General features: G+C 72.8%; 16 protein-coding genes. 7 read left to right on the forward strand and 9 right to left on the reverse strand.

The genetic code is table 11. The annotated features are described in order from the left end of the window. Positions 1 to 1932: a fumarate reductase/succinate dehydrogenase flavoprotein subunit gene (locus OG534_RS12745; RefSeq protein WP_326588199.1), complete on the forward strand. Its 1932-nt coding sequence runs from the start codon at positions 1 to 3 to the stop codon at positions 1930 to 1932. Beyond that, a complete protein-coding gene (locus tag OG534_RS12750; RefSeq protein WP_326588200.1) occupies positions 1929 to 2705 on the forward strand; it encodes a succinate dehydrogenase/fumarate reductase iron-sulfur subunit in 777 nt (258 codons plus the stop codon). The genes OG534_RS12745 and OG534_RS12750 overlap by 4 nt, the downstream gene beginning before the upstream one ends. An 82-nt stretch (positions 2706 to 2787) precedes the next feature. On the opposite strand, the gene OG534_RS12755 is transcribed toward OG534_RS12750, so the two are convergent. Next, entirely contained in the window at positions 2788 to 3027 is a 240-nt protein-coding gene (locus OG534_RS12755) for a hypothetical protein (protein ID WP_326593577.1), read from the reverse strand. An 84-nt stretch (positions 3028 to 3111) separates the two neighbouring features. On the opposite strand from OG534_RS12755, the gene OG534_RS12760 reads away from it, so the two are divergent. Together OG534_RS12760 and OG534_RS12765 are read left to right on the forward strand one after the other, a co-directional pair. After that, positions 3112 to 5247 carry a TPM domain-containing protein gene (locus OG534_RS12760; RefSeq protein WP_442807078.1) on the forward strand — a complete coding sequence of 712 codons (2136 nt, stop codon included), beginning with the start codon at positions 3112 to 3114 and terminating at the stop codon, positions 5245 to 5247. Positions 5248 to 5302: 55 nt separating this feature from the next. After that, on the forward strand, positions 5303 to 6022 hold the full coding sequence (locus tag OG534_RS12765; protein ID WP_326588201.1) for a PspA/IM30 family protein: 720 nt from the start codon (positions 5303 to 5305) through the stop codon (positions 6020 to 6022). Positions 6023 to 6135: 113 nt separating this feature from the next. Here OG534_RS12765 and OG534_RS12770 read toward each other — a convergent pair whose 3' ends face one another. From OG534_RS12770 to OG534_RS12800, 7 genes are all read right to left on the reverse strand, one after another. Further along, positions 6136 to 8745: a SpoIIE family protein phosphatase gene (locus OG534_RS12770; RefSeq protein WP_326593579.1), complete on the reverse strand. Its 2610-nt coding sequence runs from the start codon at positions 8743 to 8745 to the stop codon at positions 6136 to 6138. Between the two features lie 208 nt (positions 8746 to 8953). Further along, the gene (locus OG534_RS12775; protein WP_326588202.1) at positions 8954 to 9382 is read right to left on the reverse strand and encodes an ATP-binding protein; all 429 of its coding nucleotides are present in this window, start codon (positions 9380 to 9382) and stop codon (positions 8954 to 8956) included. Positions 9383 to 9536: 154 nt separating this feature from the next. After that, positions 9537 to 9983 carry a (deoxy)nucleoside triphosphate pyrophosphohydrolase gene (locus OG534_RS12780; protein WP_326588203.1) on the reverse strand — a complete coding sequence of 149 codons (447 nt, stop codon included), beginning with the start codon at positions 9981 to 9983 and terminating at the stop codon, positions 9537 to 9539. A gap of 39 nt (positions 9984 to 10022) precedes the next feature. Then, on the reverse strand, positions 10023 to 10208 hold the full coding sequence (locus tag OG534_RS12785) for an SPOR domain-containing protein (protein WP_031144291.1): 186 nt from the start codon (positions 10206 to 10208) through the stop codon (positions 10023 to 10025). 570 nt (positions 10209 to 10778) lie between these two features. Next, a complete protein-coding gene (locus tag OG534_RS12790; RefSeq protein ID WP_326588204.1) occupies positions 10779 to 11531 on the reverse strand; it encodes a GntR family transcriptional regulator in 753 nt (250 codons plus the stop codon). A gap of 138 nt (positions 11532 to 11669) precedes the next feature. Beyond that, positions 11670 to 12839 carry a DUF4190 domain-containing protein gene (locus OG534_RS12795; RefSeq protein ID WP_326588205.1) on the reverse strand — a complete coding sequence of 390 codons (1170 nt, stop codon included), beginning with the start codon at positions 12837 to 12839 and terminating at the stop codon, positions 11670 to 11672. A gap of 189 nt (positions 12840 to 13028) precedes the next feature. Continuing rightward, on the reverse strand, positions 13029 to 14600 hold the full coding sequence (locus OG534_RS12800; protein ID WP_326588206.1) for a S8 family peptidase: 1572 nt from the start codon (positions 14598 to 14600) through the stop codon (positions 13029 to 13031). Positions 14601 to 14798: 198 nt separating this feature from the next. On the opposite strand from OG534_RS12800, the gene OG534_RS12805 reads away from it, so the two are divergent. The 3 genes from OG534_RS12805 (at position 14799) to OG534_RS12815 (ending at position 18278) form a co-directional block, all read left to right on the forward strand. Beyond that, on the forward strand, positions 14799 to 15911 hold the full coding sequence (locus OG534_RS12805; protein ID WP_326588207.1) for a threonine synthase: 1113 nt from the start codon (positions 14799 to 14801) through the stop codon (positions 15909 to 15911). A gap of 565 nt (positions 15912 to 16476) precedes the next feature. Further along, positions 16477 to 17295 carry an isocitrate lyase/PEP mutase family protein gene (locus tag OG534_RS12810; protein ID WP_326588208.1) on the forward strand — a complete coding sequence of 273 codons (819 nt, stop codon included), beginning with the start codon at positions 16477 to 16479 and terminating at the stop codon, positions 17293 to 17295. A gap of 44 nt (positions 17296 to 17339) precedes the next feature. Further along, complete coding sequence (locus OG534_RS12815) at positions 17340 to 18278, forward strand: EamA family transporter (RefSeq protein ID WP_326588209.1); 939 nt, start codon at positions 17340 to 17342, stop codon at positions 18276 to 18278. 73 nt (positions 18279 to 18351) lie between these two features. Here the strand turns inward: OG534_RS12815 and OG534_RS12820 are convergent, their stop codons facing one another. Beyond that, positions 18352 to 19131 (reverse strand): trypsin-like serine peptidase, encoded by a 780-nt coding sequence (locus OG534_RS12820; RefSeq protein WP_326588210.1) that lies wholly within the window; start codon positions 19129 to 19131, stop codon positions 18352 to 18354. Positions 19132 to 19136: the final 5 nt, after the last annotated feature.

The following is a 19136-nucleotide window of genomic DNA, read 5'->3' on the forward strand; positions in this document are numbered from 1 at the left end:
ATGGCCCAAGTGGAACGGCAGCAGTGGGACGTGGTGGTGGTCGGCGCGGGCGGCGCCGGACTGCGGGCCGCGATCGAGGCCCGCGAGCGCGGTGCCCGTACGGCCGTGATCTGCAAGTCCCTCTTCGGCAAGGCCCACACGGTGATGGCGGAGGGCGGGATCGCCGCCTCGATGGGCAACGTCAACGAGGGCGACAACTGGCAGGTGCACTTCCGCGACACGATGCGCGGGGGCAAGTTCCTCAACCAGTGGCGGATGGCGGAGCTCCACGCGAAGGAGGCCCCGGACCGGGTCTGGGAGCTGGAGACCTGGGGCGCGCTCTTCGACCGCACGCCCGACGGGAAGATCTCGCAGCGCAACTTCGGCGGGCACGAGTACCCGCGTCTCGCGCACGTCGGCGACCGCACCGGCCTGGAGCTGATCCGCACCCTCCAGCAGAAGATCGTCGCCCTCCAGCAGGAGGACTTCAAGGAGTACGGGGACTACGAGGCCCGGCTCAAGGTCTTCCAGGAGTGCACGGTCACCAGGGTCTTGCAGGACCGCGGCTCCCCCGACGGGCAGCGGGTCTCGGGGACCTTCTGCTACGAACGCGAGTCCGGCCGCTTCTTCGTGCTGGAGGCCCCGGCGGTCGTCCTCGCGACGGGCGGGATCGGCAAGTCCTTCAAGACCACGTCCAACTCCTGGGAGTACACGGGCGACGGTCACGCGCTGGCCCTGCTCGCGGGCGCGCCCCTGCTGAACATGGAGTTCGTGCAGTTCCACCCGACCGGCATGGTCTGGCCCCCGTCGGTGAAGGGCATCCTCGTCACCGAGTCGGTGCGCGGTGACGGCGGGGTGCTGCGCAACTCCGAGGGCAAGCGGTTCATGTTCGACTACATCCCCGACGTCTTCAAGGAGAAGTACGCCCAGTCGGAGGAGGAGGGCGACCGCTGGTACGAGGATCCGGACCGCAACCGGCGTCCTCCCGAGCTGCTGCCGCGCGACGAGGTGGCGCGGGCCATCAACTCCGAGGTGAAGGCCGGCCGCGGCTCCCCGCACGGCGGGGTCTTCCTCGACGTGTCCACCCGGATGCCGGCCGAGAAGATCAAGCGGCGACTCCCGTCGATGTACCACCAGTTCAAGGAGCTGGCGGACGTGGACATCACCGCGGAGCCGATGGAGGTGGGCCCGACCTGCCACTACGTGATGGGCGGAATCGCCGTCGACTCCGAGACCGCGGCCACCGTCGGGGTCCCGGGACTGTTCGCGGCGGGCGAGGTCGCGGGCGGGATGCACGGCTCGAACCGGCTCGGCGGGAACTCCCTGTCCGACCTGCTGGTCTTCGGGCGGCGGGCCGGACTGCACGCGGCGGAACTCGCCTCCGTGCCCGGCCCGCGCCCGGAGGTCTCCCAGGCCGAGATCGACGCGGCGGCCGAGGAGGCGCTGGCCCCCTTCCACGCCGTCGAGGGCGCGGAGAACCCGTACACCCTGCACCAGGAACTCCAGACGACCATGAACGACCTCGTCGGGATCATCCGGCGCGAGGGCGAGATGGCCGAGGCGCTGGAGAAGCTCGCGACCCTGCGGCTGCGGGCCTCGCGGGCCGGTGTCGAGGGGCACCGGCAGTTCAACCCGGGCTGGCACCTCGCCCTGGACCTGCGGAACATGCTGCTGGTCAGCGAGTGCGTGGCCCGCGCGGCCCTGGAGCGCACCGAGAGCCGGGGCGGGCACACCCGCGAGGACTGCCCGGCGATGGAGCGGAGCTGGCGCCCCGTGAACCTGCTCTGCCGGCCGGTGACCGACTCCGGCGGAAACCTGCCTCCGGCGGACCCCGCGGCCGACCGGATCGCCCTGGTGCGGACCCGCACCGAACCCATCCGCCCCGACCTGCTCGCGCTGTTCGACAAGGAAGAGCTGGTCAAGTACCTCGCCGAAGAGGAGCTCTACGAATGAGTACGTACGACGCGAGCTTCCGGGTCTGGCGGGGCGACGCGGAGGGCGGGGAACTGCGGGACTTCACGGTCGAGGTGAACGACGGCGAGGTGGTCCTGGACATCGTCCACCGGCTCCAGGCCACCCAGGCCTCGGACCTGGCGGTGCGCTGGAACTGCAAGGCGGGCAAGTGCGGCTCGTGCAGCGCGGAGATCAACGGCCGGCCGCGGCTGCTGTGCATGACGCGCATGTCGACCTTCGATCCGTCCGAGACGATCACGATCACCCCGCTGCGGGCCTTCCCGGTCGTCCGCGACCTGGTGACGGACGTGTCCTTCAACTACGCCAAGGCGCGGGAGGTCCCGGCCTTCGTGCCGCCGGAGGGAGTGCCCGCGGGCGCGTACCGGATGCAGCAGATCGACGTGGAGCGCTCCCAGGAGTTCCGCAAGTGCATCGAGTGCTTCCTGTGCCAGGACACCTGCCACGTGGTGCGTGACCACGAGGAGAACAAGGTCGCCTTCGCCGGTCCGCGCTTCCTGATGCGGGTGGCGGAGCTGGACATGCACCCGCTGGACGCGGCCGCGGAGGCGGGCCTGGACCGCAAGCGCACCGCGCAGGACGAGCACGGGCTCGGCTACTGCAACATCACCAAGTGCTGCACGGAGGTCTGCCCCGAGGGCATCAAGATCACCGACAATGCGCTGATCCCGCTGAAGGAGCGGGCGGTGGACCGCAAGTACGACCCGCTGGTGTGGCTGGGGAGCAGGATCCGGCGCCGTTCCGATCCCGCATAGCCCGTCCGCGGCGGACCATGCCCCCGCTGCCCGGGCTCACGGCGGTCGCCCTGCCGTGAGCCCGGGGCGGCGGGCCGGTGCCTCAGTGCCCGGAGTGGTCGATGACGTTGCCGTTGGAGCAGTTGTTGGCGTGGTCGCCCACCCAGTCGCCGAGGACGGGGACCACGGCCACCTCCTGGAGGCAGACGGCGGCCGCGGTGAAGTTCCAGTTGTTGGCCGCGTTCACCCCGCCGCCGAAGTTGCTGTCGTTGTCGGCGTGGGCCGGCGCGGCGAGGCTGAGGGCGGCCACGGTGAGCGCGGCGGCAGAGATGATCTTCTGCATGACCTGCCAACGACCGGGGTCGGCGCAGGTCACTGGTGATCACTCCGGGTGCGGAGCCGGAAACGCCCCCATAATCTCCCAAATGTGATTCCGCTGAGATGCAGGCCGCGAAGCAGGATCTTCGTACGGGCCGGGCTCGCCCTCTCCGCCGCGCTGCTGGCGGTCGGCGGCTGGGCCGTACCCGGGGCGCAGCCCGCGTGGGCCGAGGATCCCGTCGTCCTGTCCCAGCAAGGCCAGATCACCGACCGCGTCGGCGCGCTGGGCGACCGACGGCCCGCCGTCGCCGCCGCGCTCGACAAGCTGTACGCCGACCGGCGGATCCAGCTCTTCGTGGCCTACGTACAGGACTTCTCCGGGCGCTCCGCCCAGAGCTGGGCCGACGCCACCGCGCAGCGCAACGGCCTCGGCCAGGACGACCTGCTGCTGGCGGTGGCGACCGGCGACCGCCAGTACGCCTATTCGGCCGACGTCGACTCCGGTTTCACCGAACAGCAGCTGGCCGCCGTCGCACGGACCGCCATCGAGCCGGCCCTGAAGCAGAACGACTGGGCGGGAGCCGCGATCGGCGCGGCGAACGGCTACAACGCCGTCCTCGGCGGGCAGCCCGTTCCCGTGCCGGCCATCACCCCCGGCCCGGCCGACCCCGGCGGCGGGGCGAGCGGAGCGGACGGGGCCGGGGACTTCGTGCTCCCGGTCGTCGCGGTGGGTGCGGCCGGGGCGCTCGCGGCGTACGCGTACACCCGCCGCAAGCGCAAGGGAGCGGGCGCCGCCGGCCGCGGCACGACGACCGGACCGGGCTGGCCCGAAGGGGCGCCGGACCGACTGGCCCTGCCGGAACTGGACGGCAGGGCCAAGACCCTGCTGGTGCAGACCGACGACGCCGTCCGCACCAGCACCGAGGAACTCGGCTTCGCCTCCGCCCAGTTCGGCGACGAGGCGGTCCGCCCCTTCACCGCGGCCGTGGAGTACGCGCAGGGCGAGCTGACGCACGCCTTCCGGCTGCGCCAGCAGCTCGACGACGCCTACCCGGAGGACGACGCGACCCGGCGCCGGATGCTGGACGAGATCGTCGCCCGCTGCACCGAGGCGAACCGGCGGCTCGACGCCGAATCGGCGGCCTTCGACCGGCTGCGGGACCTGGAGAAGAACGCCCCGCAGGCCCTGGCGACCGTGGAGGAGCGCTACCTGGACCTGACCGGGCGCGCCACCATCACCGAGGCGACCTTGACCGCGCTGGCGCGGCGGTACGCGGACTCCGCGTCCGCGCCCGTCGCCTCCAACCCCGAACAGGCCAAGGACCGGCTGCTGTTCACGGCGACCAACCTGGGCCTGGCCCACGCGGCCCTCGACGCCGGCGAGAACGGCACGGCGGCCGTGCGCGTACGGGCCGCCGAGGGCGCCGTGGACCAGGCGGCGACCCTGCTGGACGCGGTGGAGCGGCGGGCGCAGGAGCTGGCGGAGGCGGCCGGGAAGCTGCCGGGCGCGCTGACCGAGACGGAGACCGACCTCGCGGACGCCCGCGGGCTGCTCACCGGCACCGCGGAGGGCACCTCGACGGCGGATCTGCGCGGGCGGATCGGCCGGGCCGAGGCCGTACTGGCCGGCGTACGGCAGGAGGAGGCGACCGGGCGGTACGACCCGATCGACGCCCTGCGGCGGGTCGAGGAGGCCGACGCGGCCCTCGACGAGGCACTGGCCGGGGCGCGGGAGCGGGAGTCGGGCCGGCAGCGGGCGGCGAGCCTGCTCGACCAGGCCATGCTCGCGGCGCGCAGCGCGATCGGCGCGGCGACCGACTACATCACCACCACCCGGGGCGCGGTGGGCAGCCAGGCCCGCACCCGGCTCGCGGAGGCGGGCCGGCACCTGGAGCGGGCGGTGTCCCTGGCGACGGCCGACCCGGCGGGCGCGCTGGCGGAGGCCCAGCGGGCGGATGCGCTGGCGCGGCAGGCGCAGGAGCTGGCGGAGCAGGACGTACGGGCGTTCCAGGACCCGTACGCGGGCAGGCGCGCGGGCGGCGGCCAGGGCGGCGCGGTGCTCGGCGGGATCATCCTCGGCGAGATCCTGCGGGGCGGGCTGGGCGGGGGCGGCTTCGGCCGGGGCGGAGGCGGGGGCGGGGGCGGGGGCTTCGGAGGCGGCTTCGGGGGCGGCGGGGGCAGCGGTCCCGGTTCCTTCGGCGGCGGCGCGACCCGCGGCCGCATGGGCGGTGGCGGCCGCTTCTGAACCGCACCGCGGGTCCCCGCACCGACCGACCAGCCCTCACCAGGAGAGACCGACCATGAGCAAGCAGACCATCCTCGGCCGCGTCACCCAGCTCGCCAAGGCCAACATCAACGCGCTGCTGGACCAGGCGGAGGACCCGCAGAAGATGCTGGACCAGCTGATCCGCGACTACACGAACAACATCTCGGAGGCGGAGCAGGCCGTCGCGACGACGATCGGCAACCTCCGGATGCTGGAGGCGGACCACAAGGAGGACGTGGAGGCGGCCGCCGAGTGGGGCGGCAAGGCCCTGGCGGCGAGCAGGAAGGCGGACGAACTGCGGGCGGCGGGGGCGACGGCGGAGGCGGACAGGTTCGACAACCTCGCGAAGGTGGCGCTGGGCCGGCAGATGCAGTCGGAGAAGGAGGCGAAGACGGCGGAGCCGACGATCGCCGCCCAGACGACGGTCGTCGACAAGCTCAAGTCGGGCCTGGATTCGATGAAGAACAAGCTGACCGAGCTGCAGGCGAAGCGCGACGAGCTGGTGGCCCGGGCGAAGACCGCGCAGGCGCAGAACACGATGCTGGACGCGGTGAAGAACATCGACGTGATGGACCCGACGAGCGACCTCAACCGGTTCGAGGAGAAGGTGCGGCGGGAGGAGGCGATGGCGCTGGGCAAGCAGGAACTGGCCGCGTCCTCCCTGGACGCGCAGTTCGAGTCCCTCGACGACCTGGGCAAGACCTCGGAAATCGAGGCCCGCCTGGCGGCACTCAAACAACATCACGCCGTGTAGCCAAACGCCGGGCGGGGCTGGAAAATCCAGCCCCGCCGGCGTTTGAGGCGATCTTTCAGCCCCGCCGGCGTTTGAGGCGCGGGGTCCGGGTCGGAGCCCCGGGGCGGCGGCGGTCAGCCGTACATGTTCAGCAGTTGCTCCGCCGTGAACTCCGCGACCGCCTCCACCGCCGCACCGGGCAACGGCAGCTCGAACCACACCGTCTTGCCCCGGTGGGTCCGCCGAGTGCCCCACCCGGCCGACAGCATGCCCACCAGCTGCAACCCCCGACCGCCCTCGTCCGTGTCCCGCGCCCGCCGCCGCCGCGGCTGCACCAGGTTCGCGTCCCACACCTCGCACACCAGGGTCCGGTCCAGCAGCAGCCGCAGCCGGATCTCGCCCTCCCCGTACCGCAACGCGTTGGTGACGAGCTCGCTGACCAGCAGTTCCGTGGTGTCCAGCAGCCCCTCCAGGCCCCACGCCGGCAGCTTCGTGCGGGCCAGCTCCCGCGCCCGCCCCACCGACCGGGCCTCGCGCGGCAGCTGCCAGTCCCCGACCGCGTCCACCGGCAGCCCCTGCACGCGCGCCATCAGCAGGGCGATGTCGTCCTCGCCGTGCCGGGTGTCGAGCGTGTTCAGCACGTGGTCACAGACGTCCTCCAGGGGGCGGACCGGGTCCGCGAGGGCCTCGCGCAGCCCGCGCAGGCCCTCCTCCAGCGGATGGTCCCGGGACTCCACGAGCCCGTCGGTGTAAAGGGCCAGCAGGGCGCCCTCGGGCAGATCCACCTCGACCTCCTCGAAGGGCTCCCCGCCCACGCCCAGCGGCATCCCGGGCGGCACCTCCAGCAGCAGCGCGGGCCTCGGCCTCCCGGCCTCGTCCGGCGGTTCGACCAGCACGGGCGGCATGTGGCCCGCGTTGGCGATCGTGCAGCGCCGCGTCACCGGGTCGTAGACCGCGTACACGCAGGTGGCGAGGTAGACCTCCGAGCGGTCCGCGTCGCGCGAGTGCAGGGCCGCCCGCGAGGCCTGCTGGGAGCCGCCGGGGGCGCCGAGCCCCCGGGCGATCTCGTCCAGCGCGGTCAGCACCTCCGCCGGTTCGAGGTCCAGCAGCGCGAGGGTCCGTACGGCGGTCCGCAGTTCCCCCATGGCGACGGCCGCCCGCAGCCCCCGGCCCATGACGTCGCCGACGACCAGCGCCGTGCGGTGCCCGGGCAGCTCGATGACGTCGAACCAGTCGCCGCCGACCTCCGTCGCCGCGTTCCCGGGCAGGTACCGGCAGGCGATGTCCAGGCCCGCCGCCTCCGGGTCGCCGGGCGGCAGCAGGCTGCGCTGCAGTATCAGGGCCCGCTCGTGCTCGCGCCGGTACAGCCGCGCGTTGTCGATGCAGACGGCGGCCCGTGCGGCCAGTTCCACGGCCACGGCCCGGTCGCGCTCGCCGAAGGGTTCGCTGCCCTTCGTACGGGAGAACTGCGCGAGCCCGACCACCGTGTCGTGGGCGACCATCGGCACGACCAGCGTGGACTGTACGAGGTCCTCCGGTCCGCCGCCCTCGATCAGCCGCGGCCGGGCCGTGCGCAGGGCGAGCGCGCCCGGTGAGGCCGCCGGGTACCGGTGGATGTCGCCGACGGAGACCAGCGCGCCCGGTCCGGACAGCGGGGCGTCCGAGACGGCGGAGGAGAAGGCCACCCGGCGCAGGGCCGCGGAGGGCGTCCGCGCCGGGCCCTGGCCGGGCAGGCTGGGCACTCCCGGGCCCTGCGGCCGGGCGGGCCGGTCGTCGTCGCCGAGCAGCAGCCCCTGGTAGAGGTCGACGGCGGCCAGGTCGCAGAAGCCGGGGACGGTGACGTCGAGGAGCTCCCGGGCGGTGGTCTCCAGGTCGAGGGAGTTTCCGATGCGGTGCCCGGCCTCGTTGAGGAGGGCGAGGTTGCGCCGGACCCCGGCGGCCTCGCGGGCGGCGAGGTGGCGGCGGGTGACGTCGGTGCCGATGCCGGCGACGCCGATGGGGCGGCCGCTGCCGCCGTGGACGCGGTAGAGGTTGATGGACCAGTGCCGGTTCTCCCGGCTGCCGGGGGTGGCGCCGGTGATCCGCAGGTCGGTGACCGACTCCCCGGTGTCCAGTACCCGGCGCAGGGCGTCGGCCATCCGGTCGGCCTCGTGCGCCGGCAGGTAGTCGTGCACGGTCCGGCCCCGGTGCTCCTCGGCGGCGCCCCCGAAGACGCTGGCGAACCTGCGGTTGGCCCGCTGCACGGTGAGGTCCGTCCCGAAGAGCAGGAAACCGAAAGGAGATTGGCCGAATATGGCCTGTGAAGCCGCGAGGTCGGATTCGATCCGCCGCAGCGCGCGCACGTCGACGACGACGCACAGTGCGGCCCGCTCGGCGGTCTCGGTCTGGGTGGGCATCACATAGATCTCGGCCACACCGTGCGCGCCGTCGCCGCCGGGGATCCGGAAGGGGATCAGGCCCGTCCACTCCTTGCCGTCGAGGATCTCGGCGACCTTCCGGTGCGCGTCGGGGCGCAGCTCGGGCGGCATGAACGCGTCGACCGGGTCGCGACCCACGGTCTGGGCGGCCGTCAGTCCGAACAGTTCCTCGGCGCGCAGGCTCCACTGGTCGATGTAGCCGTCGGGCCCGATCGAGAAAGAAGCGACCTTTATGTAGTCATATATCGAGCCAGGCGGACTGCTGTGCCACAGGGCGTCGTGCCATGTCTCGCGCGGCACGTTGGCCTGATGTGCCTGCGCAGGTATTTCGCTCACGCGACCGTCCCCTCCAGCTCACCGCAACCGGACCGGCCATGACGGCAGTATTCAGCACCACGGGCCCGGACGGCACGGCGTTCACGATCACAGCACGGTCTCGATGATTTCGAGCCATGTCGTGTGATCTCCCCCGGACTCCTCCCCCAGCTGCCGCCGAGGGGTGCCCCCGAGGGGTTCCCCGTCACCGTTCACCTTGTTACTGACCAGGAAGAGCCAATTCGAACCACACTGTCTTGCCCGATTTCCCGTGGCGGGTTCCCCAGCGCTGCGAGGAGACGGCGACGAGGTGCAGTCCGCGGCCCCTCTCGTCGTCCGGGTTCGCGGACCGCTCGCGGGGCGGATCCGGAAGCGGATCTGAAACCTCCACGAGCAGAGCGGGGCCGCCCGCGGCGCTGTCGGCGGCTGGATTGCGCCGTTGCAGGCGGACGCCGATGGGGCCGGAGGCGTAGCGCAGGGAATTGGTGACGAGCTCGCTGACCAGCAGGACGGTCACATCTCCGACGGCTTCCAGACCCCAGTCGCGCAGGGTGCCGCGTACGGCGTGACGTGCGGTGCGGACGGCACCGGGTTCGGCAGGGAAGGCCCACTCGGCACACTCGCCGTCTGTGTCGATCACGCCGATCACTTCCCGGGCCAGCAGCGACCCCAGTCCGGTTCGTCTGGGACGAAAGAGGGACGAGATAGGGATTAATAGCGACATACCCGATATTTGAGGCGTCGTACCACTCGATCCCCCACCCACCGGCACACTGTGGCGCGGACGGCCTAGAACGCGAGCGTCACGCGCCCCCGCCGCCCCCGACGCCCCCGACGGCATCCCCTTCGACTGTCACCTGTGCGCGCAGACGGCGTCCCGCCTCGGCGACCGCCGGCCGGTCCTGGTCGAGCCAGTCCACCGACTCCAGCTCCTCGGGCCCGAGCCAGCGCAGTTCGTCGTGGTCCTCCAGCGGTGCGGGCACTCCGGAGAGCAGCCGCGCGGTCCACACGTGCAGGACGAGACCGGGCTTGAGGGGCCACTCCCCCGGGATCCGCTCCAGCGGCTCGGTCTCCACGCCGAGCTCCTCGCGCAGTTCGCGCACCAGCGCCTCGGGGACGGACTCACCCGGTTCGGCCTTCCCGCCCGGCAGCTCCCAGCGTCCGGCGAGCTCAGGCGGTGCACTGCGGCGGGCGGCCAGCAGGCGCCCCTCATGACAAAGGGCTCCGCCCACGACCACTCGTACCGTCATGGGCGGAGCCTATGTCAGCGCCGCGAGGCGCTGTGACGCTCAGTTCATCGTGGCGGTCTGACCGATCCGCTCGACCCAGTAGAGCTGCTTGTGTCCTCGGTCGTCGAGACTGTCGACGACCTTCTGGGCCTCGGCCCGGGTGGGGTACCGGCCCACCCGGTAGCGGTTGCCGTTGTCGTCCTGACGTATGACCAGCCACGGGAGCAGGGCACCGCTGTCGTTCATCGCGTTTCACCCTCCGCCGACGTATCTGCCCGGGAAACCGCATTGCGCATATGCCCGAGCTTACGCCCGACCTTTACGCAGCGGATACGGTTTTTCACGAAGAGGTACCTCGGGGGCGTACGCATCCGGCCACGTGTACGAGCGGGCCGTGCGCGCCGGTTCAGAGCGGGCGCGCGAACGGCGCCGGCGCGTCCGCCGCACCCGCCCCGTCACCGCGCGGCGGGACGCATCCGTGCAGGTCGCGCCGAGGCGCCGGCGGACGATCAACGGGCACAGGGGGAGGGCGAGTCCGGCCGCGGAGGAGGGAGCGAAGGCGCCGGCGCACGGGCCGGACCACCCGAAGAACGCGAGGAAAGGACCGGCACGGCCGATCACCATCACGCCGAAACCTGCCCACTTCATCCCCGCCGGCGTTCGAGGCGCCCACTTCAGCCCCGCCGGCGTTTGAGGCGCGGGGTCCGGGGCAGCGCCCCGGCAACGGCGCCGCACGCACCCGGCAGCCACCGCACCCATCCCGTACCCACCGCCCGGCGGCCACCGCACCGGGGCGGCAGCCGCATCGAGGGCCCGCTACCGCACCGGTAGGTGGTACGCCAGGCGGTAGCGGTCCGCCGGCACCACCACGTCGGCCGTTTCCACCGCGCGTCCGGAGGCGAAGTAGGTGCGGCCGATCACCAGCACCACGTACCCCGGGACCCCGCCCAGGAGGAAGATCTCCTCCGCCAGGCCGGGCCGCGCGCCTACCTCCTCCACCACGTTGTCCACGACGACGTCGATCGCGGCCATCCGGTCGACCACCCCCGAGCCCCCCAGCGGTCCCTCCTCCGGCAGCATCACGGGAGTCCGGCCGGTCACGGCGAGCGGCTCCCACGAGGTCGACAGCATCATCGTCTCCCCCGCGTCACGGAACACGTACCGCGTCCGCATGACCCGCTCGCCCGGTTCGATGCCGAGCCGCGTCGCGATCTCCGCGGGCGCGCCCGTCTGCTCACTGCTCGACTCCCACGTGCCGCGCGCGCCCGCGTCCGCCTGCTCCTGCCGGAACGGCGTCGAGGCGCCGCCGGTGCGGTAGCCGGAGCGGGCGACCCGCCGCGGGACCGGCTGTTCCCGTACGTACGTACCGGACCCGGACCGGCCCTCGACCAGCCCCTCCGCCATGAGGACCTTGCGCGCCTCCAGGGCCACGGTGTCGGAGACGCCGTACTCCTCGCGGATACGGGCCTGGGAGGGGAGCCGGGCGTGCGGGGGCAGAGAACCGTCGACGATCTTCCGTCGCAGGTCCCCGGCCACGCGCAGATAGGCCGGCTGCTCACCGAAAGTCACTGGCCACTCCCATCAGCTTGACAGACAGCTACACCCTGGCAACCGACGGTTGTAGACCGCAAGCAAGGGCCAGAGTTTCACCCGAAGTGATGAAGCCAGGTCACCCAAACCCGTTACCGCGCGTTACCCCGACGACGGTCACACCGATTCGGAGGAGGGGCCTCCGCCCGGGCCGGCGTCCGGGCCCTCCGGGTCCGTCCGGCCGTCCTCCCGCCACTCCGGGATCGCCATCGAAAGCCCGTACGCGCCGCGCAGCGCCTGCTCCGTCGACGCGCTCATCGCGCCCAGCGCCCGGCTCCACTGCCGGTCGAACTCCGCCGGCGTCTTCGCCTGGGAGGCGCGCTGCCACGCCGTGCGGGCCGTCTCGATCTCCTTGAGCTGCGCCGGGACGGCCTTCTCCATCCCGGGCCGGGCCTTGTCCGCCTGGAGCACCTTCACCTCTTCGCCCAGCGCCGCGTGCACCTCACGGGCCCACGCCTGGTGTTCCTGCAGCGCCGCCTCCACGTCGTCCTCGGGAGGCCTGCTCATGACGAAGTCGACGGTGTTGGCGGCCCGCAGGAAGGCCGCCTGCTCCGGCTTCAGCATCCCGGAGTCGTTGCGCAGGCTGCCCCGCCAGTCCTGCTCCGTCGTGCCGATCACGCAGAGCAGGACGCGGTCCCCCTGGCGCCACGACTGGCGGGAGGGCGCGTAGAAGAACATCTCCGCGTAGTCGGGCAGCGCCCACGTGTCCATCGCGTACGCGTCCTGGGCCTGCCAGCACGTCTCCTCGGACGCGCGGTCGGCCTCGTCCGATCCGGGGGCGTCCACCGTGTCGAGCCGCTTCGTCGCGGCGACCTCGCCGTGGTGCACCTCCGCGCAGTCGATCCTGTACATCAGGGGCCGCTCGTCGAGCAGATCGGCGCCCTCCACGTTGAAGCAGTCGCCCGCCTTCAGGTCGTCGACGTCCGTGAGTTCGCCCTCGACCTCGGGCGGCGCGCTCAGCGTGTCGAACCGGTCGCCGAGGGCCGTCGCGACCCGGCCGGCCGTGAAGACCAGCGCGCCGGTCATCGCCACGGACACCGCCAGGCCCACGATCGCCAGGGCCTTGCCCCGCTCCCGCTTCTTCGCGATCTGTACGAGGGCCACGATGCCGAAGACGATGCCGAGCGGCGGGAAGCACAACAGCCCGACGAGGAGCGAGGCGAGCGCGAAGCCGTTGAGCGCCGGCTGCTGCGGCCCGTGGCCGGGCGGCGGCGCCCACACCGGCAGCGGGGACGGCGGGGGCCAGGTGTGGCCCGGTCCGGAGGGAGGACTCGGCGGGGTGCTCACGGGAGGCGGACTCCAACGCAGGGGGCATCACGGGGGCGTCGCGAGGAGCACCGCGCAGGACGCGAACGCATGCGCGAACGAATGCGCGAATAGTACGCAGTGGGGGCGACCGAAGAGTCGGTCGCCCCCACTGTTGTCCTCGTTGTCCGCGGTGCGGTCAGTGCCCGCGGCTCACGCGGCTCCGGTCCGTCAGAACTGGAGCGCCCAGGAGTCGGTCTTCCCGGTGTCGGCGTTCGCGTTGTCGTTCACGCGGAGCTTCCAGGTGCCGTTCGCCGTCTCGGCGGAGGCGTTCACCGTGAAGGTCCTGATGATGTTGTCGGTACCGCCGTTGGCCCGGTTGTGCAGGGTGTACACGGTGCCGTCGGGCGCGACCAGGTCGACCTTGAGGTCACCGATGTACGTGTGCCTGATGTCGACCGGGACCTTCAGCGTCGCCGGGGCGTTGCCGACGACACCGCTGACGGTGATCGGGGACTCGACGGTCGCGTTGTCGTTGATCGTGTAGTCGGCGGTGTTCTCGAAGCGCTTGCCCGGCGGGACGGGGCCCTGGGCGCCGACGTACAGCAGGCGGTTCGGGGAACCCGAGCCCGGGCTGGTCACCACGTCCGGGGTGGAGGAGTTCACCAGGGCCGTGGCCACCTGGGCCGGGGTGCTGGCCGGGTTCTGCGAGAGGTAGACGGCGGCCGCGCCCGCGACGTGCGGCGAGGCCATCGACGTGCCGTTGATCGTGTTCGTGGCGGTGTCGCCCGTACTCCACGCGGAGGTGATGGAGGACCCCGGCGCGAAGATGTCGAGGACGGTGCCGTAGTTGGAGTAGCTCGCCTTGGCGTCGGCGCTGGTGGTGGCACCGACGGTGATGGCCTCGGTGACGCGCGCCGGGGACTTGGTGGAGGCGTTGGTGGACTCGTTGCCCGCGGCCACGGCGTAGGTGATGCCGGAGGCTATGGAGTTGCGGACCGCGGCGTCGAGCGCGGAGTCCGCGCCGCCGCCGAGCGACATGTTGGCCACGGCCGGCTTGACGGCGTTCGCGGTCACCCAGTCGATGCCCGCGACGACCTGGGCCGTCGTGCCGGAGCCGTTGTTGTCGAGTACGCGGACGCCGACGATCTTGGCCTTCTTGGCCACGCCGTACTTGCCGCCCGCGACGGTCCCGGCGACGTGCGTGCCGTGGCCGTGGCCGTCCTGGGCGGTGTTGTCGTTGTCGATGGCGTCGTAGCCGTAGGAGGCGCGGCCGCCGAAGTCCTGGTGCGTGATGCGGACACCGGTGTCGATGACGTACGCGGTGACGCCCTCGCCCGCCTGGTCCGGGTAGGTGTAGCTCTGGTTGAGCGGCAGAGCGCGCTGGTCGACGCGGTCCAGACCCCAGGACGGCGGGTTCGGCTGGGTGGCGTTGACCGTGAAGGTGCGGTTCTGCACGACCGACTTGACCGCCGGGTCGGCGGCGAGCTTCCTGGCCTGCGCCTCGGAGACCTCGATCGAGTAGCCGTTGAGGGCCGCGCTGTAGGTCCGGTCGATCTTCGCGCCGTAGCGCTTGGCGACGGCCTTGCCGCTCGGATCGGTCGAGCGGGCGGCGGCGTCCTTCAGGGTCACGATGTAGCTGCCGGGTACGGACCCGGGGGCACCGGCGTTCTGGATCGCGCCCCGCACGCCGATGTCGACGGCCGAGGCGGGCAGCGCGGCGGCGGCGCCGAGCGCGAGGGCCACGACCGCGGTCGCGCTGATGCCGGCAATCTTCCGGCGTATGTGACGCATCACTGGCATGTGACGGGTCCTCCTCTTAGGTGGTGCATTGCGGGGGGTGTAGCGGTGCCGATCAAGCGTGGCCATGACAACGCAGATGGCCCAACGGGCTGCCGCCACCGAAAGGTTGACCCACCTCCGGCGCGACCCACAAGAAGACAACGGACGCGTAACATCCGTGCCATACACCGGCCATGAACGAGCAAAGGCGCTCCGCACATGACGCAAGCACCCCCCGGTTACGTCTGCTCAGAGGACGGTACACGCGCGGACGTCCGGACTGCCCCTTGGGGGTGCCCTCTGTGCGGCGGACCCTGGGACCTCGATTTCACGCCGGACCCGACCGCGGCGCTGGAACCGGCGGCCGGGCCGAATTCGCTGTGGCGGTACGCGTCCGCGCTGCCCCTGCCGGGGGCGTTCTCCGTCTCCCTGGCGGAGGGGCACACTCCGCTGGTCCCGCTGGCGGAGCGGGTTCACGCCAAACTCGACTTCCTGATGCCGACGCTGTCGTTCAAGGACCGGGGCGCCGTGATGCTCGTGGAGCTGGCCCGGCGGCTGGCTCCGGAGCGGGTCGTGGCGGACAGCAGCGGCAACGCGGGGACGTCGGTGGCGGCGTACTGCGCACGGGCCGGACTGAATTGTGAAATCTTCGTGCCCGAAGGCACATCGGAGAAGAAAACCGAACAGATGCGGGCACATGGGGCGACGGTCCGTGTGGTCCCGGGCGGTCGCGAGGCGGCGGCGCGGGCGGCGCGTACGGAGGCGGACGCGCCCGGCGTCTTCTACGCGAGCCACGTCTTCAACCCGTACTTCCTGCACGGGACGAAGACGTACGTGTACGAGGTGTGGGAGGAACTGGGCGGCCGGCTGCCGGAGGTGCTGGTGGTCCCGGTGGGCAACGGCACGCTGCTGCTCGGGGCCGCGCTGGCCGTGGAGGAACTGGCCCGGCGCGGGGTCAAGCCGCCGGCCCTGATCGCGGTCCAGGCGGAGGCGGTGGCTCCGCTGGCCACGGCGTTCGCGGCCGGGGCGGAGGACGCGGACCCGGTGGTCCAACGGCCCACCCTGGCCGAGGGGATCGCGATCCCGGCGCCGCCGAGGGCCCGGCAGATCCTGGCGGCGGTCCGCAAGTCGGGCGGCACGTTCCTGACGGTCCCGGACGAGCGGCTGCGCGAGGCCCAGCGGGACCTGGCCCGGCGCGGCCTGTTCGTGGAACCGACGGCCGCGGCGTGCTGGGCGGCGGTGGGCCCGACATCCCCGACGGACCCCTTGCAGGGCCGCACGGCAGTCATCCCCCTGTGCGGCGCGGGAGCCAAAACGGGCCTGGCCCCATAGCCCCTCTGCGCCACCGCGAGGGGGCTCCGCCCCTGTCCCGCGGTGCGCAATCCCCTGCCGGGGCTTCACCAACAGCCCCATCGCGGCCATCCCCTACTGGGGCTCCGCCCCCAGCCCCGCGGCGCCGTGATCCCGGGTGGGGCTCCAGGCCATGGTCCCCTGCGCCACCGCTGCTGGGGCTCTGCCCCAGACCCCGCGCCTCAATCGCCGGCGGGGCTTGATTTGGCTGATGCCGCCCGCCCACCCCTCACGAACGGCGCTCCGCGCCCGCACTCCACCCCTATCCAGCCCCGCCGGCCCTATCCAGCCCCGCCGGCACTCTCCCAGCCCCGCCGGCGTTTGAGGCGCGGGGTCCGGGGCGGAGCCCCGATCTTTCAGCCCCGCCGCCCCCATCCCAGCACCGCCGGCACTCCCCAGCCCCGCCGGCGTTTGAGGCGCGGGGTCCGGGGCGGAGCCCCGATCTTTCAGCCCCGCCGGCGATTGAGGCGCGGGGTGTGGGGCGGGGGCCCACCTACATGTCGGAAATCCGCGAGCCCGGGCCCGCCCGGTCTGGTGAACTGGCCGCATGACCACCAACGTTGATCTCGCCGCCAAAGCCACCGCGTTCACGGCCCTGCACACCCCCACCAACCCCCTCGCCCTCGCCAACGCCTGGGACGTCGCCAGCGCCCGCATCGTCGAGGCCACCGGCGCCCCCGCCGTCGCCACCACCAGCGCCGGTGTCGCCTGGTCCCTCGGCTCCCCCGACGGGGACTCGCTCGCCCGCGACCGGGCCCTCGATCTGATCGCCCGCGTGGCCGCCGCCGTCTCCGTCCCCGTCACCGCCGACATCGAGGGCGGCTTCGGCGCCGACCCGGCCGCCGTCGGCGAGACCGTCACCGGGGTCCTCGCCGCCGGCGCGGTCGGCATCAACATCGAGGACGGCCACCGCGACCCCGCCGAGCAGGTCGAGCGCCTGGCCGCGGCCCGCGCCGCGGCCGACGCCGCCGGGGTCCCGCTCTACATCAACGCCCGCATCGACACGCACCTCAGGGGCATCGGCGACCCCTCCACCCGCCTCGACGAGACCCTGACCCGCGCCGTCGCCTACCTCCGGGCGGGAGCCACCGGCATCTTCGTGCCCGGCGTGCTCGACCCGGACACGGTCGCCGAGCTCGCCAAGGGCATCGACGCCCCCCTCAACATCCTCCTCGGCCCCGACGCCCCGTCCGTCTCCGCCTTCGGCGCCCTCGGCGTGTCCCGCGTCAGCCTCGGCTCCTGGGTCGCCGAAGCCGCGTACGCCGTGGTCCGCCGCGCCGCCGAGGAGCTGATCTCCGCCGGCTCCTACGGAGCGCTCGCGCACTCCCTCCCCTACGGCGACCTGAACAGCCTGCTCAAGGGCTGAGACACCCAGAAGCCTGCATGGGCCAACGACCTTAGGATCCCGGCATGAGCACCTCGACCCCGGTGGACGGCAAGGCCACCGCCACCCCGCGCGGCAAGATCAGCGGCGCGGTGTGGACCGCCCTCGCCCTCGTCTACGTCGTCTGGGGATCGACCTACCTCGGCATCCGGATCGTCGTCGAGACCATGCCGCCGTTCCTCTCCGCCGGAGCCCGCTTCATCACCGCCGGCCTGCTGCTGGCCGGCGTCGTCGCCTGGCGGTACGGGCCGGCCGCGCTCATCGCCACCCGTGCGCAGCTCGGCTCGGCGACCCTCGTCGGCCTGCTGCTGATCCTCGGCGGCAACGGCCTGGTCGTCCTCGCCGAGACCTCGGTGCCGTCCGGCCTGGCCGCCCTGCTGGTGGCAGCGGTGCCGATGTGGGTGGTGGTGCTGCGGGCGAGCACCGGGGACCGGCCCCCGCCGCGCACGCTGGGCGGGGTGCTGGTCGGCCTGGCCGGGCTCGCGGTGCTGACCAGTCCCGGGCTCAGCGGCGCGGTGCGCCTGTCGGGGGTGCTGATGGTGGTGGTGGCGTCGGTGCTGTGGTCGCTGGGCTCGTTCTCCGCATCGAAGCTGACGCTGCCGAGCAACCCGTTCACGGGCAGCGCGTACCAGATGCTCGCCGGCGGAGCGGCCGCGGTGGTCGTCGGCCTGCTGCGCGGCGAGCAGCGCGGCCTGGACCCGGCGGCCTTCTCCACCGCCTCCTGGCTGGCCCTCGGCTACCTCGTCCTGTTCGGCTCGCTCGTCGGATTCACGGCGTACGTGTGGCTGCTCCAGGCCGCGCCGCTGTCGCTGGTGTCCACGTACGCGTACGTCAATCCGGTCGTCGCCGTCGCGCTCGGCGCGCTGATCCTCGACGAGGCCCTGACCTGGCCGATCGTGGTGGGCGGCGGGATCGTCGTGGCGGCGGTCGGCGTGATCGTCAGCACGGAGCGCACGAAGAGGTGAGGGCGGGGAGGGCGGTGAGGGCCGGGAGGCGGCCGGGCGGTCAGCCCGCGCAGCCCCGCTCGGGCTGGCCCGCTCAGCCCCGCGCCGCCCGCTCGTACAGCGCCTTCGCGTGCTCGTCGAACAGCGCGGCCGTGGAGTCCACGTCCGTGTCCCCGCCGCTCAGTACGCCGATCAGCCGCCCGGCGTGCTCGGGCCCGCCCCGGTCGGCGATCCAGGGGCTGCCGCTGGTCCCCGTCCAGAAGCCCGCGCAGCTCATGTAGAGCATGTCGGGGTCGTCCTCGTCGTGGCGGGTCTGCGTCGTGCAGGAGACGGGCTTGTTCTGCGGGTTGTGCTCGGACTCCGGGTAGCCGACGACGGTCACGTCCCGCTGGTACCCGGAGGTCCATTCGGGCTCCGGGGCCTCGGCGCCGCCGCCGACGGCGTCCTGCAGGCTGCGCCCGTCCTCGTCCGGCGCGACGGTGAGGAAGGCGAAGTCGGCCGTGTCCTCGCCCCACTTCGTCCAGCGGTCGTCCACGTGGATCGAGCGGACCTTCCACACCCCCAGCGGCTGGGTGCCGGCGCCCTCGCCGGAGAAGGCCGGGGCGAAGGAGAGCTCGCCGATGGCCAGGCCGTCGTGGGCGACCTCGCCCGGCTGCCCGTCCTCGCCCGCGGGGGCCACGCAGTGCGCGGCGGTGGCGACGACGTTGCCCTTCGGGCTGTCGACGACGCTCGCCGTGCACCAGTGCTCGCCGCCCGCCATGAGCACTCCGACGGTGGGGAAGGGGAGCACGGGCCGCTCGCCCGGCGCCTTGAGGAACGCGACGGCGCACACCGCGGCGATCCCCGCGGCGGCGGCCGCGGATGCCCCCTTCACCACCG

Origin of the sequence: Streptomyces sp. NBC_01294, assembly GCF_035917235.1 — a bacterium.
GTDB classification, from domain to species: domain Bacteria; phylum Actinomycetota; class Actinomycetes; order Streptomycetales; family Streptomycetaceae; genus Streptomyces; species Streptomyces caledonius.